16 protein-coding genes are annotated in these 22,223 nt (G+C 42.4%); 7 read left to right on the top strand and 9 right to left on the bottom strand.

The annotated features are described in order from the left end of the window. Positions 1–77: 77 nt before the first annotated feature. Positions 78–2,603 carry a proteasome protein gene (locus NSTC745_RS14950; protein WP_445637834.1) on the bottom strand — a complete coding sequence of 842 codons (2,526 nt, stop codon included), beginning with the start codon at positions 2,601–2,603 and terminating at the stop codon, positions 78–80. A 591-nt stretch (positions 2,604–3,194) separates the two neighbouring features. On the opposite strand from NSTC745_RS14950, the gene NSTC745_RS14945 reads away from it, so the two are divergent. Then, complete coding sequence (locus tag NSTC745_RS14945) at positions 3,195–6,086, top strand: GAF domain-containing protein (RefSeq protein WP_445637833.1); 2,892 nt, start codon at positions 3,195–3,197, stop codon at positions 6,084–6,086. A 233-nt stretch (positions 6,087–6,319) separates the two neighbouring features. On the opposite strand, the gene NSTC745_RS14940 is transcribed toward NSTC745_RS14945, so the two are convergent. Next, the gene (locus NSTC745_RS14940) at positions 6,320–7,102 is read right to left on the bottom strand and encodes an RDD family protein (protein WP_445637832.1); all 783 of its coding nucleotides are present in this window, start codon (positions 7,100–7,102) and stop codon (positions 6,320–6,322) included. A 57-nt stretch (positions 7,103–7,159) separates the two neighbouring features. Beyond that, on the bottom strand, positions 7,160–7,993 hold the full coding sequence (locus tag NSTC745_RS14935) for a hypothetical protein (protein WP_445637831.1): 834 nt from the start codon (positions 7,991–7,993) through the stop codon (positions 7,160–7,162). Positions 7,994–8,072: 79 nt separating this feature from the next. On the opposite strand from NSTC745_RS14935, the gene NSTC745_RS14930 reads away from it, so the two are divergent. Beyond that, complete coding sequence (locus NSTC745_RS14930) at positions 8,073–9,026, top strand: stage II sporulation protein M (protein WP_445637830.1); 954 nt, start codon at positions 8,073–8,075, stop codon at positions 9,024–9,026. A 160-nt stretch (positions 9,027–9,186) separates the two neighbouring features. On the opposite strand, the gene NSTC745_RS14925 is transcribed toward NSTC745_RS14930, so the two are convergent. Continuing rightward, entirely contained in the window at positions 9,187–9,342 is a 156-nt protein-coding gene (locus tag NSTC745_RS14925; RefSeq protein WP_445637829.1) for a hypothetical protein, read from the bottom strand. A 102-nt stretch (positions 9,343–9,444) separates the two neighbouring features. Between NSTC745_RS14925 and NSTC745_RS14920 the strand changes: the two genes are divergently transcribed. Continuing rightward, complete coding sequence (locus NSTC745_RS14920; protein ID WP_445637828.1) at positions 9,445–11,940, top strand: response regulator; 2,496 nt, start codon at positions 9,445–9,447, stop codon at positions 11,938–11,940. A gap of 9 nt (positions 11,941–11,949) precedes the next feature. On the opposite strand, the gene NSTC745_RS14915 is transcribed toward NSTC745_RS14920, so the two are convergent. Next, a complete protein-coding gene (locus tag NSTC745_RS14915) occupies positions 11,950–12,216 on the bottom strand; it encodes a hypothetical protein (RefSeq protein WP_445637827.1) in 267 nt (88 codons plus the stop codon). 120 nt (positions 12,217–12,336) lie between these two features. Between NSTC745_RS14915 and NSTC745_RS14910 the strand changes: the two genes are divergently transcribed. From NSTC745_RS14910 to NSTC745_RS14900, 3 genes are all read left to right on the top strand, one after another. Continuing rightward, the gene (locus NSTC745_RS14910) at positions 12,337–13,551 is read left to right on the top strand and encodes an ATP-binding protein (protein WP_445637826.1); all 1,215 of its coding nucleotides are present in this window, start codon (positions 12,337–12,339) and stop codon (positions 13,549–13,551) included. 4 nt (positions 13,552–13,555) lie between these two features. Next, entirely contained in the window at positions 13,556–14,008 is a 453-nt protein-coding gene (locus NSTC745_RS14905) for a response regulator (RefSeq protein WP_445637825.1), read from the top strand. A gap of 423 nt (positions 14,009–14,431) precedes the next feature. Beyond that, a complete protein-coding gene (locus tag NSTC745_RS14900) occupies positions 14,432–16,414 on the top strand; it encodes an ATP-binding protein (RefSeq protein WP_445637824.1) in 1,983 nt (660 codons plus the stop codon). Positions 16,415–16,728: 314 nt separating this feature from the next. Here the strand turns inward: NSTC745_RS14900 and NSTC745_RS14895 are convergent, their stop codons facing one another. Beyond that, a complete protein-coding gene (locus NSTC745_RS14895) occupies positions 16,729–17,577 on the bottom strand; it encodes an Rpn family recombination-promoting nuclease/putative transposase (RefSeq protein WP_445637823.1) in 849 nt (282 codons plus the stop codon). A 192-nt stretch (positions 17,578–17,769) separates the two neighbouring features. Here NSTC745_RS14895 and NSTC745_RS14890 point away from each other — a divergent pair, with 192 nt between their 5' ends. Continuing rightward, positions 17,770–17,988: a hypothetical protein gene (locus tag NSTC745_RS14890; protein ID WP_445637822.1), complete on the top strand. Its 219-nt coding sequence runs from the start codon at positions 17,770–17,772 to the stop codon at positions 17,986–17,988. Here NSTC745_RS14890 and NSTC745_RS14885 read toward each other — a convergent pair. The 3 genes from NSTC745_RS14885 to NSTC745_RS14875 all read right to left on the bottom strand — a co-directional run bounded on the left by NSTC745_RS14885 (position 17,981) and on the right by NSTC745_RS14875 (position 21,915). Beyond that, positions 17,981–18,898 (bottom strand): DUF1338 domain-containing protein, encoded by a 918-nt coding sequence (locus NSTC745_RS14885; RefSeq protein ID WP_445637821.1) that lies wholly within the window; start codon positions 18,896–18,898, stop codon positions 17,981–17,983. The genes NSTC745_RS14890 and NSTC745_RS14885 overlap by 8 nt on opposite strands. Before the next feature lie 56 nt (positions 18,899–18,954). Next, the gene (locus tag NSTC745_RS14880) at positions 18,955–20,274 is read right to left on the bottom strand and encodes an acetyl ornithine aminotransferase family protein (RefSeq protein ID WP_445637820.1); all 1,320 of its coding nucleotides are present in this window, start codon (positions 20,272–20,274) and stop codon (positions 18,955–18,957) included. Between the two features lie 141 nt (positions 20,275–20,415). Next, positions 20,416–21,915, bottom strand: coding sequence for an aldehyde dehydrogenase family protein (locus NSTC745_RS14875; RefSeq protein WP_445637819.1), 1,500 nt, complete (start codon positions 21,913–21,915; stop codon positions 20,416–20,418). Positions 21,916–22,223 lie beyond the last annotated feature (308 nt).

The raw sequence follows: 22,223 nt of genomic DNA, 5'->3' as shown, positions 1-22,223 counted from the left end.
TGAAATAATTCTGTTAGGGCTGACTTGATTTAGGGCGATCGCTTTGAAAAAGCATTGCAAATTCTCAGTCCAAAATATTAATAAGAAACAGCAGCAATATCTGAAAGCAGCTGCAACCAAGTAGGAACTGCTACCTCAGATGCCATGTCACCAGCTGTTAAATATCTCAGTAATGCTTCTTTTTTGGAGAGGTTTTGCAAACTCGGAATAATTCGATCCAAAATGCCTTCTAGTTCCGAATTAATTTGCTGATTTATTTCACTAACATACTGCACGAGATGAAGGCTGGCACAAGCAGTAATTTCATCTCGCAGTCGCAGGACTAAAAGTTGGTGATTGCTAGATCTAGCCAAGCCTTGGCTTTTTTCTGGTGCCCAATCAAAGATTTGACCAACGTTGTGTTTATCGTCTTGACGCGCTAGGGGAAAAATGATTTCGGGTGCAACAGTTTTGTCATTGTTACTAATTTCAGAAATGATTGCTTCTTTCCATTCGTTAGGGTCGCATCCTAGTAATAATTTATAAAACAGGTCGGCTTCTTCCACACCAAATTTGGATTCGATTTCTTGTTCCATTTCTGGGTTAAGAATTGCTTTCAATTGGTCGCGTTCTGGGGCTACCTGATTTGATAATTGATTCAACAAATCTATCACAGCCTGACGAATGCGATCGCGGGCAAATTCTTCTACTTCTTTAACGGTTTTTTCAAATATTGGATAAAAATCATCGCTCTTTGTCGGTAGAGAACTATTCAGACGGTTTCCTCTATCAAATAATTTACCTGCTGCACCTTTAGATTCAGTGAGGGCGATGCTACCATTGTTGACTTTATTAAAGAGTAAAGTCCACTGATTCCAATTAATTATTTTAAAGGTAAGTTCGTCTTTAACTATATCGCTAACAACTACACCGCGTCGGTCTTTAAGTGGTTCTTTAGCTAAATTTTTTTGAAAATTTCTGTAGATTTTATCTAAATTTTCCACCACAAACCGCAACTCGATAAAAGCGGGGCTATCTCCTGTAGGGATGCCTTGCTCGTGAATTTCATCTATGATATCTTTCAAATGATCTTGTTGTCGGCTAACTACATCAGCAGCCCTTTTAGTATCTTCATACAATTGCTTAAGACCATGAGTAGCGACGTGATTTTGAATCAATTCTCGTAGCTTTGCAAGGCTACCATCTTGAGCAAAGTAACCTAATTGTCTGCCCAAATAGCTGCGAGTATCAGAGTCTAAAAGCTGTTGGCTTAAGCGTCCCCATTTTTCTTGTAGCCGTTTAGATCTGTCTAAGTAATCGGGATAATCCAAGTTAGTTAAAAACTCTGACGAACCTGCTTTGACTTTAGTTGAACGTTTCGCTAAATCAGCCAGTCCTAACAGTGGCGACAGTAAAACAATGCGGTCTTTTTGAGTTGTAAATGCCTTTGCACCATCAATAGTTGTTTGCAGAACTTTGAGTTTTTGCAAAACAATTTCTTCGTGCAAATCCCTATCTTCAGTTAAGCGATCGAGTTCTCTTTCACCTCCCTCACTCTCTAAAGGTAGTTGATCGAAGCGACCCACACCAACGAGAATTAAATCTTTGAGATCTTGTCCAGGTCGCTGCTGCTGCATCATGGTAAAGATTTTATTAGCGCGATCGCTTCCTGGAGATTTACCATTTAGCAGTACTAAAATTGTCTGTACTTCTGCCAATTCTCGCAGTGACAAAAACGTATCTCTAGCACCCGAATTAGCAGCTCCCAATCCGGGAAAATCGATGAGAATAAATTTAGCAGCACCCGTAACATCCCAAATTTCCCGTGAGATTTTGACATCAATATCTACGCGACGAATTAGTGGAAAGCTGTTTTGTAATAATTTCGTTGGTAGCCTCTGGGGTGGACTCGGTAATCGAATATGTGCTGGCGGTAAATCTTCAAATTTGAGAGTCTGGATAGCCATTGGCTGTTCCACTAGCTGTAACCCTTCGCGGGCGGTGGTAGCATCAATCTGGTAGCGCCCACTACACATTACTTCGCCATACGCTTGATAAGCCCGCAGGAATAATACTAACTCTCTGAGTAAATACCGTAATTCTAAATTATTAGAACTGTTCCATGCGTCCTCACACCAATCAATAATATCTTTGCCAGAATTGAGCTTCGACACTGGGATGGGAGGAAGCCCCGCTGCTGTTGTCCGTTTATTGGCTTCCCCCAGCATGAAACGCAGACACTCGTGTACTCCTTCATGGGAGAGATATTCTACTGTAAAATTACTGAGTTGTGTAGTTGCAAAACCATCTTGGGGTATGATGTGTAAGGCAGTGACATTACCTGTAGTCGGGTTTTCACTGACTGGTAAAGCATCTGCATATCCAATCAAGCTGCCTAAAAGTAAAGTTTTGCCGCTACTGAATTCCCCCATCACACCAATTTTCACAGGCGAAGTGGCAAGATCTACAGTTTTTTCGGCAGCTTCCCGCAGACGACGGAGACAATCATCAAGGCTAGCCGGAACCCAATCTTCTTGTTGTGAAGGGTATTCAGGTACAGAATCTATCTTCCGGAGGATGAATTCACTGTACTCTTTAAAACTAGCCAGTTTGTCTGGTTCCATAGAGTAGTTTCCGCCTAACATAAATTTCTCTGAGCTTTATAACATATAAAATGCGATCGCCAAGGAGCTATACAACAGACTGATATTAAGGCTGTTGATTGAATTATTATTTTTTTCCCCACACTCCCTACTCTTTGCTTTGATATAGGAAATCTTGAAGTTTGTGAACTTTTGATGAAGACATAATCGCCTCATATAGCAGTTGTGAATAATTCGTGAAAAGTCAGATCCCCAACTTCTTTAAGAAGTCGGGGATCTAAACACAGCCAAGTAAAGCTAATTCAGATTTTCAGCCATTAAATTAGATAATCAGTATAAATTTATCGATGATTTTAAGGAAAAAATATATTTAAGTAATTTTACTGAAGTGTATAAATTTTCTGTTTGAATAAAAATGGTGAAGTTCATCTTAATCAAAACTTCAGCATTTCTCCAATTTATTTACACAAAAAGAGGAATTGATGCATATCTAAAAAGAAATAAAGTATTAAGATAATTACCAGGCTGAGATAAAAATATTATACACATTTTTTAACAAATCTAATTTCAGAGATTTTACTTTAATAATTTAGGCAGAGCAGGCAGGCAAAAGTGTTTTCTAGAAAAGTCCAAAATTACATTAACCAAATCAACCTTGATAAACAAAAGATACAACAAGACGAGAAATTTTTTAAAAAACAAAGTCAATTTACAGAAAAAACACAAGCGAGAGAATTAACAAAAGTATTAAGGCGGCTGGCAAACGAAACTGTAAAACGCCAAAAATTTGAACTACAGTTGCGCCAAAAGACATCAGAATGTGCAGCGATTTTGCAAGTAATTCCTGATTTTTATTTTCGTGTTGATGCTGATGGAACCATCCTGGATTATCGACCGGTAAAAATGCCAAATTTCTATATTGCACAAGGAGTTGAACGCGGCAAGAGTTTGCGAGAATGCTTACCGATTGCTGTAGGCGATCGCTTTCAACAAGCAATCACCCAAGTACTTGCAAGTCAATGTGAAGTTAGTTTTGAATACACAGTAGTAAATGGTAACTTTGAAGCTAGATTCTTACCATTACCAGAGCAGCAAATTATAGTTCTTGTCCGGGAAAACCAAGACAAAGTACAAGCTGCATCCCTCAAAAGAGATACCCAGTTTCGCACGATTATTGAGAATGCTAATAACATTCTTTTTGCGCTGACCCCTGAGGGAATATTTTCCTACGTTTCTCCGAACTGGACTGATATTTTAGGATATGAAGTTGCCGAGGTGGAAGGCAAATCCTTTAGTCTGTTTGTACATCCTGACGATTTGTCTATGTGTGCAGAATATTTGCAACGAGTTGTGGCAACAGGCGAAAAACAAGATGCAATTGAATATCGGATAAAACACAAAAACGGCAGTTGGCGATGGCACACAAGCAACTCATCTGCTACTAGAGACGCCAACGGTAATGTTTTGAGCTTCGTTGGCATTTGCTACGACACCACTGACCGCAAACAAGCAGAAGAAACGCTGGCAGAACGCGCCCGTTTAGCAAATTTTCGTGCAGATGTAGACGCAGCCCTCACCCAGGGTAACACTTTAGAAAACATGATGCGTCGCTGCACAGAGGCTTTAGTTCAACATCTGAATGTGGCCTTTGCTCGGATTTGGACGCTTAATAAACGGGAAAATGTACTAGAGTTGCAAGTCAGTTCTGGAATTTACACCCATATTAATGGACCTCATAGACGCGTCCGTGTTGGCGAACTCAAGATTGGTTTGATTGCCCAACAAGGCAAACCCCACCTAACTAACTCCGTACAGACAGATCCCCGCGTGAATAACAAAGAGTGGGCGCAGCGAGAAGGTATGGTTGCTTTTGCTGGCTATCCTCTGATTGTTGAAGGTGAAACTGTAGGGGTGATAGCGATGTTTTCCCGCCAAGCAGTCACAGAATCAACTTTTAAAGCACTGGAATTTGCCGCCCAAGAGATTGCCATTGGCATCAAACGCAAACAAACAGAAATCGCACTTCGAGAAAGCGTCCGGCGGGAAAGATTACTCAATCGCCTTTCTAGCCAAATTCGAGCTTCTTTAGATCTCAATTACATTGTGGAAACCGCAGTGCGGGAGATTCACAACTTATTTCAAATAGATCGTTGTGCCTTCTTTTGGTATCGACAAAACGCTGAAATCCCCTACTGGGAAAGAGTGTATGAGGCTAAAAGTTCGTTTTTACCATGTCTGCTGAACGACCAAGGAAATAATGCAGAAATCGAACTCATTGCCAGCAAAACTTTGAACAGAGAAATGATCCGCATCGATGATGTTAAAACAGTGGGTCATGGCATTACACGGGAATTTTTGAACGATTTCGGCTTTACTGCTTTTATGTCGTTGCCCGTACATACCCAATCTGGGGAAATTGGCGCCTTTAGCTGTGGTTATTGTAATGGCTTTCGGCCTTGGCTAGACAACGAAATAGAATTACTCCAAGCAGTTACAGATCAAATAGCGATCGCCATCGACCAAGCCAAACTTTATACTCAAAGTCGCATCGCCGCCCAAACTGCCCAAGACAAAGCCCAGCAACTAGAAGCAGCACTGCTAGAACTTCAAAATACCCAAGCGCAACTGATTCAAACTGAAAAAATGTCTAGTTTGGGACAGCTGGTAGCGGGAATTGCCCACGAAATCAATAATCCCGTCAATTTTATCTATGGCAATATTAGCCACGCCAGTGGATATATCGAAGATTTGCTGCACTTAATAGAACGTTATCAACAGCATTACTGCCCACCCGCGCCAGAAATTCACCAACAAATCCACGCCATTGATTTAGACTTTCTCAAACAAGACTTGCCCAAAGTCCTCAATTCTATCAACATGGGTTCCGAACGCATTCGCCAGATTGTCTTATCTTTACGCAATTTTTCTCGCCTTGATGAAGACGGCATGAAACCAGTGGACATCCATGAAGGTTTGGATAACACTTTGCTACTACTACAAAATCGCTTGAAAGCAAAACCAGGACATCCCGAAATCCAACTAATTAAAGAGTACGGCAACCTGCCACGAGTAGTGTGTCACGCCGGACAAATGAATCAAGTATTTATGAATCTGCTGACAAATGCGATCGATGCATTAGAAGAGGGAGTGGGGAGACTTGTACTGAGCGGAGCCGAAGTATGGGGAGATGGGGGGATAGGGGGATGGGAAGATGAGATCGGTACAAGCGCCCAATGTCCAATACCGAAAATTCGCATCCGTACTTACATCGATCAAAATTCTGTAATAATTCGCATTGCCGACAATGGGTTAGGAATGAGCGAAAAAGTATGCAAACGCTTATTCGATCCCTTTTTCACTACTAAACCTGTAGGTAAAGGCACTGGTATGGGGTTATCAATTAGTTACCAAATAGTTGTGAAAAAACACTCTGGAAAACTTGAGTGTATTTCAGCACCAGGAGAAGGTGCTGAGTTTGCGATCGTGATTCCGCTAAATCAGTAAGGGCGATCGCTAATACAATTTTTAATCTTAAATTAACCAAAACTTAACCTATTAGTTGTTAACTGATATCAATTCACTTTTTGCTGCAACATTTGAACGCCCCTCCAACAACTGCAAATTTACAGGAGTTGGAGGGATTATTTACAGCGTTTTTCAGATAAACAAAGTACGCGGGTAGGGGCTTTACAGCTGTAAAGCCCCTACGGAAATCTGTACCTCACCAAAGTTCTTCCTTAAAATTCCTGCTGTTGATAAACAAGATAAATAGCTTCTAAAAATACATCAGGTGTAAAATTTTCTGGCAATTTTTCTAAATTAATAATAGATTTAACTTGCTCGGCTAAGTTTAAAGATAGCGATGCTCTTGCTTTTAATGACATTGCACCACGTCGCTGTAAATATTCACGAATCACTGCAAAATCATCAGGTAATAATTGGGATAAGTTGGCAGTTTGTAGTAATTGGTCGTGGAGTATCTTTGCCTGTTCTGAAATTGTGAAAGCAGATGCAGCATTTGGTTCGGCTTGAATCACAATTGTACCAGCAGCCAAATCGCCCAAACGCTTTTCGCGGTTGCCCAACATAATTAAAAAAGCGCCAATAAAGAAAGTTTCATCAAATGGTCGCAGCAAAGCACGCAATGTTGCTTGTTGTAACCCGATGAGTCTACCATCATCTCTAACCACGCGAATTTTAGCGATGCGTTTACCAGGAGTTTGTCCAAACCATAAGGTTTCAAAAAATACGAAATAGCCGATATAAATTGCAAAGGCAATAAAGAAGAAAATCGCTAATAACCAAAGTCCTATATTTCGAGGATTTGTAACTAAATCTTCGAGAAAATTGTACAGTTGTGTTGAGAAAAAAGTCCAGGCTAATACAAACAACAGCAAACTTATACCCAACACTGTATAGTCAATCAGCAATGCTAAAGCTCGATTGCCGATTCCTGCTAAAGTAAATTCCAGTTCTACACTTTCTGGAGTCTGGAATGAGATGCGATTAAAAAAGCGCATATTTGAAGTAATGAAAAACTAATAAAGTTGAATTCAGGTATTGAGTTAACAAAAATCCTACAAAGGAGGTTGTCGTAATTGCAAACCCAAACCTTCACGCCGACTACGCAAGTCAAAATACAAAACAGCCTTTAGTGCTTGCCAGAATGGCATCACAAAAACTCCGCCTATTAAGCTACCAATCCAAGAAATAAAATACACAAGTGAGTAAATAGCAGTACCTTGCTCAAGTCTTAAAAGGAACAAGCTGGGTATATAGTTAAACACAAATACTATTGGTAGCGTCACCAAAAAAGCAACTAATACTACGCCTTGAATGCGAAATACTGAAGCTTTAGTTAACTCCCAACTTCTATCAACACTTTGGCCTCCATTAATATTTTCTTCAACTGCTAGGGGGACTTCAGCAACAATCCAACGCGAGTAAAACCACGTTAGTCCTAAAAGCACAATCCCTACTGTGACAACGATCGCCAATGTAGTTACGACTACAACGGCTGAACTGCCTAATATTCCTCCGAATACTACCCCAATCAAAGCAGCGAAGATACCACCAACGATCGCCAACCCAAAATAAACGATCAGTAAAGATATCCCTACTTGGAAAGCAACTCTGAAAAATGACCACAAACGCGGATTGATGTGATTGTTGGCGCTTTGGATACTTTCAGGCTGGTAAACCAATTCTCCAAAAGCCAAGCGTGAAATTAATCCAGAAATCGCAGCATATTTCGCCCAGCCATAGATCGGGACTAAAATCCATAAGTGAGCGATCGCAGCTAAATTAAGATAACTCTTAAGATGAGAACGATACAGCCGCACCGCAGCACTGACAACGTTACCGACACTCAGTGGTTGTATGTGTCCGGGAGATCCAAAATTTTCAGACATAATACCAAATTCCCTTGAAAGTACGGATCTGAATTTGAGGCTATCTTAAGCTAAGTTAAAGTCAGTGTTCCCAAAATTCATGAATATTCAACGTTGGATTGCACGACGAGAACCGAATTGGCAGCGTTTGGATGCCCTACTAAAGCAGGTAGAAAAAAAAGGGCTAAAGTCTCTACGGGCAGCTGAAATTAGAGAATTGGCTTCTTTATATCGTTCGGTAGCCGCAGATTTAGCCCGCGCCCGTACCCAGCAAATCAGTAATACTTTGATACAAAGTTTACAATCTTTAACAACTCGTGCTTATACGCAAATTTATCAGGGTTCGCGGCGACAGGAGTGGCAGGCAGTTTTAGAATTTTACCGTTGGGGATTACCATCTGTAGTCCAAAAAACATTTGCATACATAGCTGCGGCAACGGCGCTGTTTCTAGTGGGTGGAGTAGTTGCTTGGTGGTATTCCTGGCAAAATCCCAGCTTCATGTCCTTAATCGTACCTGAAAACTTGATAACCAAAGTACGAGATGAGCATAAATTATGGATGGGGTCAATTGTTGGCATCGAACCTCTAGCATCCAGCGGCATTACGATTAATAACTTGGCGGTGTCTTTTGGGGCTGTTGCTGGTGGAATTACAGCTGGGATATACACAGCCTATTTGATGGTATTTAATGGTTTATTAATTGGTGCCGTTGGTACTTTAGTCGGTCAAAATAATCTGGCTTATCCTTTTTGGGCGTTTGTATTTCCGCATGGTTCCTTAGAACTACCAGCGATATTTTTTGCTGGAGGTGCGGGATTTTTATTAGCAAGAGCAATTTTATTTCCTGGCAAATATCGCCGAGGAGATGCACTGAAATTTTATGGAAATCAGGCAGCGCAGTTAGTATTTGCGATTGTACCAATGTTGATGATTGCAGGTGCGATCGAAGGCTTTTTTTCGCCTAATCCTAACGTACCCGATCCGATTAAATATCTTGCAGGAATGGGATTGTTTATACTTTTGGTAATGTATTGTAGCCGCAAGAAAAGATGAAAAGGGAGATGGGGAGATGGGGAGATGGGGAGACAAGGGAGACAATAAGAATAATTCTTAACTCTTCAGTCAACACTCAACTATCAACCATTAATAATTCCTACAAGTATTTTTACAAGCAGCGATAAATTTTCTGGAACTTTGAGAATGCGGCGGGAATTCATAAAACAGCCAAGCCAAGTTGATTGTACTTAAATTCTATACAAATTAGCTCAGGTGTCCCTTGTAAATCGGCAGACGATCGCAACCCAACCACAACCTTTTGAAAAAGGGATCGCTCGGCACCGTAGTAATTGCTAGTATTGCCATATATCATAATATTTTGCTTTGTTTCCTAAAATCCTTCCTAAATGTGGAGTACGTTTAGGCTACTTTTAGGCTTATGATTTGAATGCTATCGGACTTGTAGCCAAATCAAATGTTACGAATTCTGTTGATTGATGACAATCCGAACGATCGCCTCTTAGCAATTCGGCAATTGGAACGCGAGTTTTCTGACCTCGAAGTAGAACAAGTGGTCACAGCACAAGACTTTGCTCAAGCACTGGAGAGGGGTCAATTTCACTTGGTTGTCACCGATTATCAATTGCGCTGGAGTAATGGTATAGAAGTATTACACGCAATTAAAGCTAGTTATCCTAACTGCCCAACGATCATGTTCACCAACAGCGGCACTCAGGAAATTGCTGTGGAGGCAATGAAATCTGGGTTGGATGACTATGTAATCAAATCTCCTCAGCACCAAGTACGCTTAAGAATAGCAGTGCGATCGGCGCTAGAACGAGCTGAAACTCGCCAAAAAGCGGCAAATTTAGAAATTCGCTTTCAAACTCTGCTCAACCGCCTTAATGTTGGCATTTATCGGGCAACTTTCGATGGTTCTTTACTCGAATGCAACCCAGCATTCCTGCGTTTGATTGGGTTGGGAAGCTTACCCCAAGAACAAGCAAGTCGTTTCATAGAGCTTTATTTTCAGCCAGAAGATTATACTCAGCTAATCAATCAACTGCGAGAAAACGGCGAAGTGCGCGACAAAGAAATTCAATTGCGACGAGCTGATGGTAGTTTGATTTGGGTACGTGTCAGCAAAACCTTCACCAAAATTGATGGCAAAGGTATCATCGATGGCTTGGTAGAAGATATTAGCGATCGCAAACGAGTAGAATTAGAGCGAGAGCAACTACTCATCAGCGAACAAGCCGCCCGCATGGAAGCTGAAGCTGAAAAGCAAAATTACAGTTTATTGTCTGAAGCTAGCCGATTGCTAGTATCTTCCCTCGATTACCGCGCGACTCTGGCAAAATTAGCCAACTTAGTAGTTCCTACATTAGCTGATTGCTGTTTAATTGATATTGTTGAGGCTAATTTAATAGTATTTGAAGAACCAGTTGTTGCAGCGGCTACTCCCGAAAAAGAAGCACTAGCCCTCTTACTCAGACGGTTTTATTCTACTTCCGCAGATGCTGATTTTGGTGTCAGAAAAGTTTTGCAAACAGGCGAACCAGAATTAGTTACTGATGCAAGGGCGAATTCTTTTTTATTAACGATGAAGCAGGACGCAGAAACCCAACGGTTGATGCGCCAGATGGATATTCAATCCTACATAATTGTGCCCTTAGTGGCTCGTGATGCCTACGGCCCAATGCACCTACGCAAGCTAGGTACAATTACTTTGATTACTACTCAAGCGAACCGTCGCTACACTACAGCTAATTTAAATATGGCTCAAGCGCTGGCTTTGCGGGCAGCTACAGCCATTGACAATGCTCGCCTTTACCAGCAAGCAATAGACGCAAATCGCATTAAAGATGAGTTTTTAGCTGTTCTGTCTCACGAAATCAGAACTCCCCTAAATCCGATTTTGGGTTGGGCAAAACTTCTGCGTACCAACAAGTTAGATCGAGAAAAAACTGCTTTAGCTCTAGAAACCATCGAACGTAACGCTAAGTTACAAACTAAACTGATTGAAGACTTGTTAGATATCTCCCGCATCTTGCGAGGTAAACTCAGTCTCAATGTTTGCCCAGTTGATTTGGCAACCATTATTCGAGCCGCAATAGAAACAGTACGGCTATCAGCGGAAACCAAATTGATTCAAATTCACTCTGCTCTCGATCCCGCTGTTGGTCAGGTATTTGGAGATCCAGGGCGCTTGCAACAAATTGTCTGGAATCTCCTCTCCAACGCCATCAAATTTACTCCTGAAGGCGGACAAGTTGAGATTTATTTAGAGCAAATCGATTCTCAAGTGCAAATTACAGTTAAAGACACAGGCAAAGGAATTAACCCAGATTTTCTGCCCTATGTATTTGAAACCTTTCGTCAAGCCGATAGTGCAACTACTAGGAAATTTGGTGGCTTGGGTTTAGGATTGGCAATTGTCCGTTATTTAGCAGAAATGCATGGTGGAACTGTCTTGGCAGAAAGTTTAGGAGAAGGCCGCGGAGCAACCTTTATTGTCAACTTGCCGATGATATTTAGTGATACCGTTGACAGCAGTAAAGGAATTGATATAGTAGCCACCAATACTCCAGCTTTTGATGATTTGAAAATCTTAGTTGTAGATGACGATCCTGATTCGTTAGAGTTAGTTAGTTTTGTACTCGAACAGTCTGGAGCTACTGTCACTGCTGTATCATCAGCAAAAGAAGTATTAGAAATATTGCCACAGTGGAAACCAGATTTACTGGTGAGCGATATCGGAATGCCAGAAATGGATGGCTATATGTTATTGAGACAAATTAGGTTAATGAGTCCAGAACAAGGAGGCAAAATTCCGGCGATCGCTCTGACAGCCTATGCTGGAGAAGGTAACGAACAACGAGCCAAAGCAGCCGGTTTTCAAGCCCACATTAGCAAGCCAATAGATCCAGCGCAGTTAATTGAAACTATTGCGAACTTAGTGCAAGGTTGACGGTTAACGTTAACGGTATGTAGTAGCAAGATGCAACAAAGGTGCAAGTCGATGCAACAAAGATGCAAGTCGATGCAATAAAGGTGCAAGTCGATGCAACAAAGGTGCAAGTCGATGCAATAAAGGTGCAAGTTGATGCAATAAAGGTGCAAGTCGATGCAACAAAGGTGCAAGCCGATGCAATAAAGGTGCAAGCCGATGCAATAAAGGTGCAAGTCGATGCAACAAAGGTGCAAGTCGATGCAATAGACTTCTTGCATAAATCTTCAAAACCACACCCCAACCCTCCCCTGCTTCCCCTGCTTCCCCTGCCCCCCCTGCCTCCCCTGCCCCCCTGCCTCCCTAAATGTATCAATCTTAAAGTGAAACGGATAAGACCACGCCAGCAGGTGTCTAATGCACAATAGAAATCGCTCCTGGCAACAAAGCTACGGCATTGCTGTACTCGCTAGCGGTTTAGCATTGTTATTTTCTCTACTGATATCGCCACTGTTAGAGAACATTACTTTTTCAGTATTTTTTGCAGCCGTGGTGCTGAGTTCGTGGTATGGGACTCGCGGCTCAAGTTTATTGGCAACCGTGCTGTGTAGCTTGGCGATCGCTTTGTTTTTCTTAAAACCAACTTCTTCACCGAGTATTTTAACCCTCGATAGCTTTATCCGCTTGGGGTTATTTGTTATCGTATCGCTGCTAACTACTGAGGTAAATGCAGCTTGGAGACGTACAGAGTTGAAGTTACGAGAAAGCGAAACTCGCTATCGGGAAATGGCAGAGGCGGTGCAGAACTACGCCAATGAATTAGAGGAACGAGTCGCCCAACGTACAGCCGCCCTAATGGAAGCCAACAAAGAACTGGAAACCTTTGGTTATTCAGTCTCCCATGACTTACGCGCTCCTTTGCGGTCAATGCAAGGTTTAGCTCAAGCACTACAGGAAGATTATAGCGATCGCTTGGACAGCACTGGACAAGATTATATCCAAAGGATTTTCGCCTCTGCCGAACGAATGGATGGACTAATTCAAGACTTGCTTGACTACTCGCGCCTGAGTCAGGTAGAAATTAATTTTGGCGTACTTAACTTAACAGACATTGTTACAGAAGCCCTTAACCAACTAGAAGCAGAATTGCGATCGCGACAAGCTCAAGTAAACATAGAGCAACCACTTCCAGAAGTTATAGGCAATTGGACAATTTTAATCCAAGTACTCGTAAACCTGCTGAGTAATGCAATTAAATTCGTCCCCGCTAACAGACAACCAACAATTCGTATCTGGGCAGAAATCGTCGGGGGAGATGGGGAGATAGGGAGATGGGGAGATGAGGTAAAAAGGGGAGAAAATTCTACCTTGTCCCCCTTGTCTTCCTCATCCCCCGCGTCCTCCGTTCGCCTCTGGGTAGAAGATAACGGTATTGGCATTGCACCAGAACATCAGCAGAGAATTTTTAATGTATTTGAAAGATTGCATACTCAAGAAAGTTATCCTGGTTCTGGCATTGGTTTAGCCATTGTCCGCAAAGGTATTGAACGTATGGGGGGACAGGTCGGTGTAGAGTCAATAGTAGGTAAAGGCAGCCGCTTTTGGATTGAACTACAAAAAAACTTTCGATGAAAACATGAACATAGAGCAGCAGACAATTTTACTGGCAGAAGACGACTCAAATCAAGTTCTGTTAATTCGTCGTGCTTTACGCAAAGCTAATCTGATGCAACCCCTACAAGTTGTCAGCAACGGAGAAGCCGCTATTTCTTACCTCTGTGGTGAAGGAGAATATGGCGATCGAGAACGCTACCCTTTGCCGATACTGTTTTTGTTAGACCTGAAAATGCCACGCAAATCTGGGTTTGAGGTTTTGGAGTGGCTCAAGCAACAACCCGAACTCAAACGCCTACCAGTAATTGTGCTGACAACTTCTAAAGAAACAACCGACGTTCATAAAGCTTATGACTTGGGCGTTAATTCTTATTTAGTTAAACCCGTGGCATTCAGTGATTTAACGGCAATGATAAAGTTACTTGATGCTTATTGGCTAAATTTAAATCAACAGCCGTTGGTTTACCTCAGTTAGACAAGTTGATTCGCTCAAACGTTGCAATGCCGTGCCTTAAAAGGGTGGGAGTGTAATTAACAATTAAAAATTAAGAATTAAAGACATTTTCTTGAAGGGGGCTGTTACACCGACTGAAACTGCTACTAGGTAAGGTTAGTGACCAAAAGAACAGTTAAGCTATTTCTATCTTATAGTTAACACTAGTTAACACCAACGAGGATTGCGCTTTACCCATAAAGCATGGTCTATTTATCTGAAAATAGCTTTAAGTTGAGATTGCTTAGTAGGGTGTGTTCTTGCTGAGAATACGACATCGAAAGATTTAGAACTTACGCATTACACTCTTAACTGATACTACAGAAATTGTAAGTTATTAAATCTACTTTCTTTAGTAAGAATTCTGCACTTAGGGCTTCTCAAGCATAAATTTTTTTGCTTCTCATGCACATTCTGATTATTGACGATAACCCAAATGACCGTTTCATGATTATTCGCCAGATGCGGCGGGAATTTCCTGATGTAGAAATAGAGGAAGTGGGTGAACCAGAAAACTTTGAGCAAGCATTGATAGCAGGTCGCTTTGACCTAACAATTACCGATTATCAACTCCGTTGGAACAATGGTTTGGAAATATTACATCTTTTAAAGAACCGCTATCCCGATCGCCCGGTGATTATGTTCACTAACACAGGCAATCAAGAAATCGCCGTTGAAGCAATGAAAAGCGGACTTGATGATTATATTCTTAAGTCGCCCAAACACTTAGTTCGTTTGTCCGCAACGGTGAGGTCTGTGTTAGAACGCAACGAAACTCGCCGTAGAGCCAGCTTTTTAGAGAATCGCTTGCAATCTTTACTCAATCGATTAGATGTTGGTGTATTTCGGGCAATTCCCGACGGACGCCTATTAGAAGTTAACAGTGCATTTCTCAACCTTTTGAGGCTTGATTCTTTAGAAGAAATTGAGTCTAATACTAACTTTAATGAGATTTTTTCCCGAGCGGGAGATATTACACCAAACAAAAGACGAGAACGGGAATTAAGAATACGTAGAAAAGATGGTAGCTATATATGGGTATCAGTGAATGAAACTCTCAATATTACTAATGGAGAGGAGGTGATTGATGGTCTAGTGGAAGATATTACCGGGCGCAAACGCTCAGAAGAAGCACTCAAGCGCTACGCCACAAGATTACAAACTCTCCAAGAGTTAGATCGGTCGATTTTGGGGGCAATTTCTCCCCAAGGAATTGCCGAAGCGGCTCTTGCTTGGACTTATCCCTTACTTCCGTGCCAATTAATGGATGTGACGTTGTTTGATTTGGAACAGCAACAAGCCACTGTCTTAGCTGTTGAGTCTAGCGATCGCATTGGCTTTGCCGTAGGCGAAACTTTCTCATTAGATGATTTTGGCAACATTGAAAACTTGCAACAAAACCAGGTGATGATGATTGAAAACCTGGCTGAACATCCTAGATATCGCGTTCAACAACAGCTGTTCGACCAAGGCATTCGCTTAATTATGAATGTACCTGTAATTGCTCAACAACAGCTAATCGGTTCTTTGAACGTAGGAGTAATTCAACCGCGATCGTTAACTGAGGAAGACGTAGAAATTGCCCGCGAGGTAGCAAATCAGTTAGCGATCGGCATTCAGCAATCTCGCCTGCGCGAACAATTGCAGGGCTACACCGAACAACTCGAACAACTAGTTCACAACCGCACACAACAGCTAGAAGAAGCCAACAGTGCCTTAGAAGCCTTTGCCTATTCCATCTCCCACGACTTACAAGAACCTCTGCGTGCGATTCGGGGATTTGCCACTATTCTCTTAGAAGACTACGATACCGTATTAAATTCAGGCGGGCAAGATTTAGTCCATCGCATCGCCAGCAACGTCGAGCGGATGGACAACTTACTGCTAGATTTATTAGAATACAGCCGCTTGAGCCGAATTGACTTGCCAGTGCAACCAATTAACCTCAACTCACTAGTCAAGCAAGTGCTGACGCAATTAGAAGTATCCCTACAAGAAAACCAAGCACAAGTGACAATTGTTGAACCATTGTTAGAAGTTGTGGGAAACTACCGCACCGTCGAGCAAATTATTACAAACCTACTAACCAACGCGATTAAATTTGTAGATTCTGGAGTTCAACCCCAAGTCAGAATCTGGACAGAACGCCGCGAAGTCTGGGTGCGTTTGTGGGTACAAGACAACGGCATAGGCATCTTGCCCCAGCACTGGGAGCGGATTTTTGGTGTTTTCGAGCGTTTACACAGCATTGAAGCCTATCCTGGCACAGGAATTGGACTAGCGATCGTCCGCAAAGGCATCGAACGCATGGGCGGACAAGTAGGTATGGAGTCAGAAGTCTCCCAAGGCAGTCGTTTTTGGATAGAACTACCAGAATTTGTTAAATGAAAATAGGGCATGGGGCAATTTTAGACGCGATCGCTGCGATCGAAAGCTTAGAGTGAAGGTATTTTTAAAGTGCGATCGCATCTAGGATTTTTAATTGCCCTTCTTGTGTCAATTTCTGAATTAAACAAGTATTGAAGAAGAATCATTCTTATGAGTCAATACAGTTCAGTTAAGACTCGTTCCTCCCTAACGGGACTTAAAAAGGAGGGAACTAAGCCCCCCTTTTTAAGGGGGGTTGGGGGGATCTTCTTAAGCTAAATACCGTTAACTGAACCGTATTGTCTTATGAGTGACAAATGATTCTTCTTCAATTTTTAACTACTCTCTTGCTGTTCTAGTAAAACTACTAGATCGGATATTTCAGAAAAATCTATAAATTCCTCTCCTAATACTTCCAATTGTTCGGTGGATAATCCTCGAATGCGTTCAATTATCGACGAATCTATCTCACCAAACCGCCGAGTTAATAGACGTATTAAAAACCGAAAGGCTTCTTCTTGTTGTCCCTGTTGTTTTCCCTGTTGTTGTCCCTTCTGTAAAATATCTTGATAAATTACCGATTCTTGCATCACATCCTCCCTTAAAAATTGACGAATCAATTCCTTTTCAAACTTTAAACCAGCCAAAATTTCTGCGTAAGCTGCAATATCCTGTCTAGTATTCCTATCGGGAATTCTAGCAACACTCTGGGCAACCTGGGATAGCAACCTTTGGGGTGAGGTTGTTTGTGTTAATGGTGCTAAAGGTAATAATGCAGGGTTATCAAGAAATAGCGCTGATTCTTGTTCCCACATCCGCAAGACTCGATAACGATGAGTTGTCGTTTCATTTACATATTCTTCAGTAAAAGCAATTTCGTTATTTGTCTCTTGTAAAAAAATTACAACCTGGGTGACTGGGACGTTGTATTGACGTATTAACCTCACCGAGTAATCCAGCATCCTGAATGGAAGCGGCGGATTTGAGATGGTGCGAGTTTGAAATTCGATGTGTAAAATTCGATTGGCTGTTTGCAGAAATGTCACAGAATCTGCACGGATTGGTTCTAAACTCAATTCGGTCTTAAGCACCTTAACTAAAGTCGGTGCTTGGGGGAGTAGCCAACTACCAAATTCTCTTGGGTATTTTTCGGCTAAAACCTTACAAACGTTGTCAAAACTCACAATTTAATCTCTATTTCATAGCAAAATAATTGTTACATGACATAGGAGACTTTCAATTAAAAAAATATGCGATCGCTGCGGGACGCTACGCGATCGCATTTAGGGTAGTAAGCAGGAAAGCATGGCATTATAAAAGCGGATTTGGTATCAAGTCTGAATGTGCTTTCATAGTTGCGATACCCACATCATAATTTGATATTCACTGACGAATCTTTGATATTCGCCGACGAGTCTTTGATATTCGCGAACGAGTCTTTGATACTCGCCGACGAGTCTTTGATATTCGCGAACGAGTCTTTGATACTCGCCGACGAGTCTTTGATATTCGCCGATGAGTCTTTAATACTCGTCAATGCAATTCAGCTTTCTATCTGTCTCATGCCGCATGGCCCATACCCCATTCCTATTTAATTAAACGCGTCATTTCAAATAATTGCTGAGCATTACTTCCTAAAAAAGCATCAAAAAGTACCTGCTTTCCAGGTTCGACTTCCACAGGATAGCGTTGGGCAATTTCATAATAGGCGTAAGTCCAAGGAATCTGAATCTCTAGACCACTGTTATCATCTAGCGCCGTCACCATTTCCGTTACTGCTTGAGTCGCCGTTTGACGCAAACCACAAGCAACATTTCCCTCTATCTCTGCTTTCATTGGTACGCCTAAGTTAGCCAAACTAGTAGCAGTAATGTCTATATCTGGATATTTTGCGGTGTTCTGGCCGTTAACGTAGCCTGTGAAATGGTTGACAGCATAACCGTGCAGCAATACCCAAGCGCCATACTGACTAACCTGGTTCACCTCTTCGACAACGGAACGCCGGGGAGGTAGCCAAGGACGGGTAAATATTTGTTGGAGTTGTTTGGCTATGATTTCAACGTTTTCTTCTTTTTCTAGAAGAGAATTAACAGATGGAGTGAGTTTATATTCAATTGAAGCTACTGTTTGAGAAATTATTTGAGCAATATTGCTAGGCAATTCATCAACAATTAACTCGCTAATAAACAGTTTAGGTAAGTTAAATTCTTCTTGCTGGGGATGATGATAATGACGGGCATAAAGATGAGTTTTGGCAAAGGTATACTCTCCAGCTGCAACATAACCTAAAGCTTCTACAACTTGTCCGAGGTAGTTAATTCCCAGATTAACTTCACCCTGTGGAGTATCTATTAATAGACGCAAAGACCGAAAGGCGATGTGGTCGTTGGCTACGTTTCCGCCAGCAGCGGTAATCATTTGCTGGTAGGTACGGGCATAATTTACTCTGGTGCTGTATTGTTGCCAGAGTAGTTTCCAGAGATGGAGGGGTATTTGGGGTTTCATAATGTTGATGGGGGATGAATGATTTTTTCACGCAGAGGCGCAGAGACGCGGAGAGTTTATTGAGTGAGGATATTTGAGAGAATTTGGAGGGCGGTTTGGATTTGGTCGGTGTCGATAATTAGGGGCGGGCAGAAACGAATGGCGGCTTTGCCACAACCTAGTAATAATAAACCTTGTAAGAAGGATTCTTGGATAATGCGATCGCGCAATTTTTTATCAAGATTACCTGCTTCATCCAATAAGTCCACCGCAACCATTAAACCTTTTCCTCGTGGCGGCGATACTCTGGTAAATTTATGATGTAATTCGGTAAGCCCAGTTTGTAACAACTCTCCCATCTGGGTAGCGTTGGTCATTAAACCGTTTTCTAGTAGTTCTAGGGTAGCAATACCAGCCGCACAAGCTACGGGATTACCGCCGAATGTGGTAGCGTGAGAACCAGGAGGCCAAGTCATTAATTCTGGTCTGGCAAGTATCGCCCCTAAAGGCAGACCGCTAGCGATACCTTTGGCGGTAGTAATAATATCAGGCATGACTCCCCAATGCTCGATCGCAAATAATCTACCAGTGCGCCCCATACCCGCTTGTACTTCATCCACCACCATTAAAATACCGTGGCGATCGCAAATTTCCCGAATGCGTTTTAAAAAGCCATCCTCTGGTACGATATACCCGCCTTCTCCTTGAATCGGTTCGACTACAATTGCCGCTACTTCTTGCGGTGGTAAAGTTGTGGTAAATAGCTGTTTTTCTAAGTAATCTAAACTGGCGTGAGTGCCATAAGGTATATGAGTCACCCCTGGAACTAAAGGGCCAAAATTGGCTCGCTGCACTACTTTGGAACCAGTCAGAGACATTGCGCCATAGGTGCGTCCGTGGAATGCGCCTAAGAATGCGACGATTAGCGATCGCTTGGTGTAATATCGAGCTAATTTAATCGCCCCTTCGTTAGACTCTGCCCCGGAATTGCTAAAAAATACTTTGGCGGGAAATCCAGCGTTGTCCTGTGGCTGGGGAAAGGGGGCGCGAACAGCCAATTTTTCTGCCAATTCCACCATCGGTTCGTAATAAAAATCCGTCCCCGACATGTGCAGCAGACGCGCCGACTGTTCTTGAATTGCCTTGACGACTTCCGGATGGGCGTGTCCCGTGGCGGTGACGGCGATACCTGCGGTCATATCCAGAAACACATTGCCGTCCACATCTTCCACCATACAACCCTCACCACGAGCCACTACTAAGGGATAATCGCGGGTATAAGAAGGAGAAGTCACGGCGCGATCGCGTTGTATAATTTCTTGAGCGCGAGTTCCAGGCAAAGAAGTAATTATTCGCGGTGTCCGAGGTAAATTTAAATTAACAGGAATACTTAACATAGTTTTTTAGAATTACTGAATAATTAAACTGCGAAATCCAATTATTTACAGTCATTGGTAATTCGTAACAATAACCAATGACCAATGACCAATGACCAATGACCAATAACCAATGACTAATGCCCAATGCCCCATGCCCAATTACGAATTTCTGTTGTCTATTTGGGCGCGTTGCAAACTTCCAGAAAAGTCAACATAAACGCTTTTCCATTCAGTAAACACATCTAAAGCAGTGGTTCCAGCTTCGCGGTGTCCATTGCCGGTTTGTTTGACACCACCAAAAGGTAAGTGTACTTCTGCACCAATGGTGGGGCCGTTAATATAAGTGATACCTGCTTCGATGTCCCGCATAGCAGTAAAAGCGCGGTTGATATCGCGAGTATAAACGGAAGAAGAAAGGCCGTAATTGGTATCATTGAGAATGGCGATCGCTTCTTCAAAAGAACTCACCTCAATTAATGCCACCACCGGGCCGAATATCTCTTCACGGGCAACGCGCATATCGGGAGTTACATCATCCAAAATAGTCGGTTGAAAGAAGTAACCATTGTTTAATTCGTCTTCAGATGCGATTTCCCCACCAATTAAAACTTTTGCTCCTTCTTCGCGGGCAATATCTAAATACTTGCTTACCTGTTGGAGTTGCTTTTCATTAATTATGGGGCCAATATCTGTATCGGGGTCATTGCCAGCACCCAAGCGTAACTTACTGGCACGCTCATAAAGCATAGCAGTAAATTTTTCTTTGATGTCCCGATGTAAAATCAGGCGACTCGTAGCCGTACAGCGTTGACCGGTTGTGCCAAAAGCACCCCACACCGCACCATCTAAAGCCAATTCTAAATCGGCATCTTCCATTACCACTTGGGCATTTTTGCCGCCCATTTCCAAACAGACGCGCTTGTGAGTGCGTCCGCAAGTCGCGCCGACAAAAGCGCCGGTTTGGGAAGAACCAGTAAAGGACACCAAATCAACACCAGGATGTTCGACTAAAGCTTTCCCCGCCTCTTCTCCTACACCATGCACGAGGTTAATTACCCCTGGCGGTAAACCAGCTTGTTGGAAAATTTCAATTAATTTATTTGCACAAGCAGATGTATCTTCAGCAGGTTTGAGGATGACTGTATTCCCACACACCAATGCTGGCATCGCTTTCCAGCAAGGAATTGCCACTGGGAAATTCCAAGGAGTAATTAAGGCGCAGACACCAATGGGCATTCGCACCGTCATAGCGAATTTATTGGGCATTTCCGAGGGTGTGGTTTGCCCAAAAAGTCGCCGTCCTTCGCCAGCACTATAAAAGGCGCAGTCAATACCTTCTTGCACATCTCCCCTAGCTTCTGTCAGGGGTTTACCCATTTCTCGACTAATTAACTGGGCAAGTTCTTCTTTGTGTTCGAGTAAGATTTCCCCAACGCGAAAAATGTATTCTGCTCTGGCTGGGGCTGGGACTTTGCGCCAAGTTTGATAGGCTTTGCGGGCGGCGGCTACCGCTGTATCTACATCCTTGGCTTGGGAACGGGGAAATGTGGCAACAAGTTCGTTTCTATCAGCGGGGTTGCGGCTTTCGAGAGTTGCTTCCCCTACAGCGGTCAACCATTGACCGTCTATAAAATTGCGGCAAGATAGCGGAGTTATCATCACAAAGACCTCCGACTGATAATTCAGTGGATTTTGGTACTAAGTTTGCTTGCTTTCTACGTTATCGTCAAGTCAGGAATCAGAATTCAGAATTCAGGAGTCAGAACTCAGGAGTCAAAATTCAGAATTCTGAATCCAGGATTCACGAGTTAGGTTTTTATGTCATGCATTCGCCTTTAGAGGTTCCCGCTTTCTTAAGCGCAAAGGTGTAAAGGAGGAAATTAGATTGCGATTTCAAAACATGAAAACTGTTGTAAACCAATATTCGTTAGCCAGCCGGACTCAATTCTAAATTCTGACTTCTCAGT

The sequence above is a fragment of the Nostoc sp. DSM 114161 genome, assembly GCF_052692665.1.
This window is presented reverse-complemented; position numbering and strand designations above follow the sequence as displayed.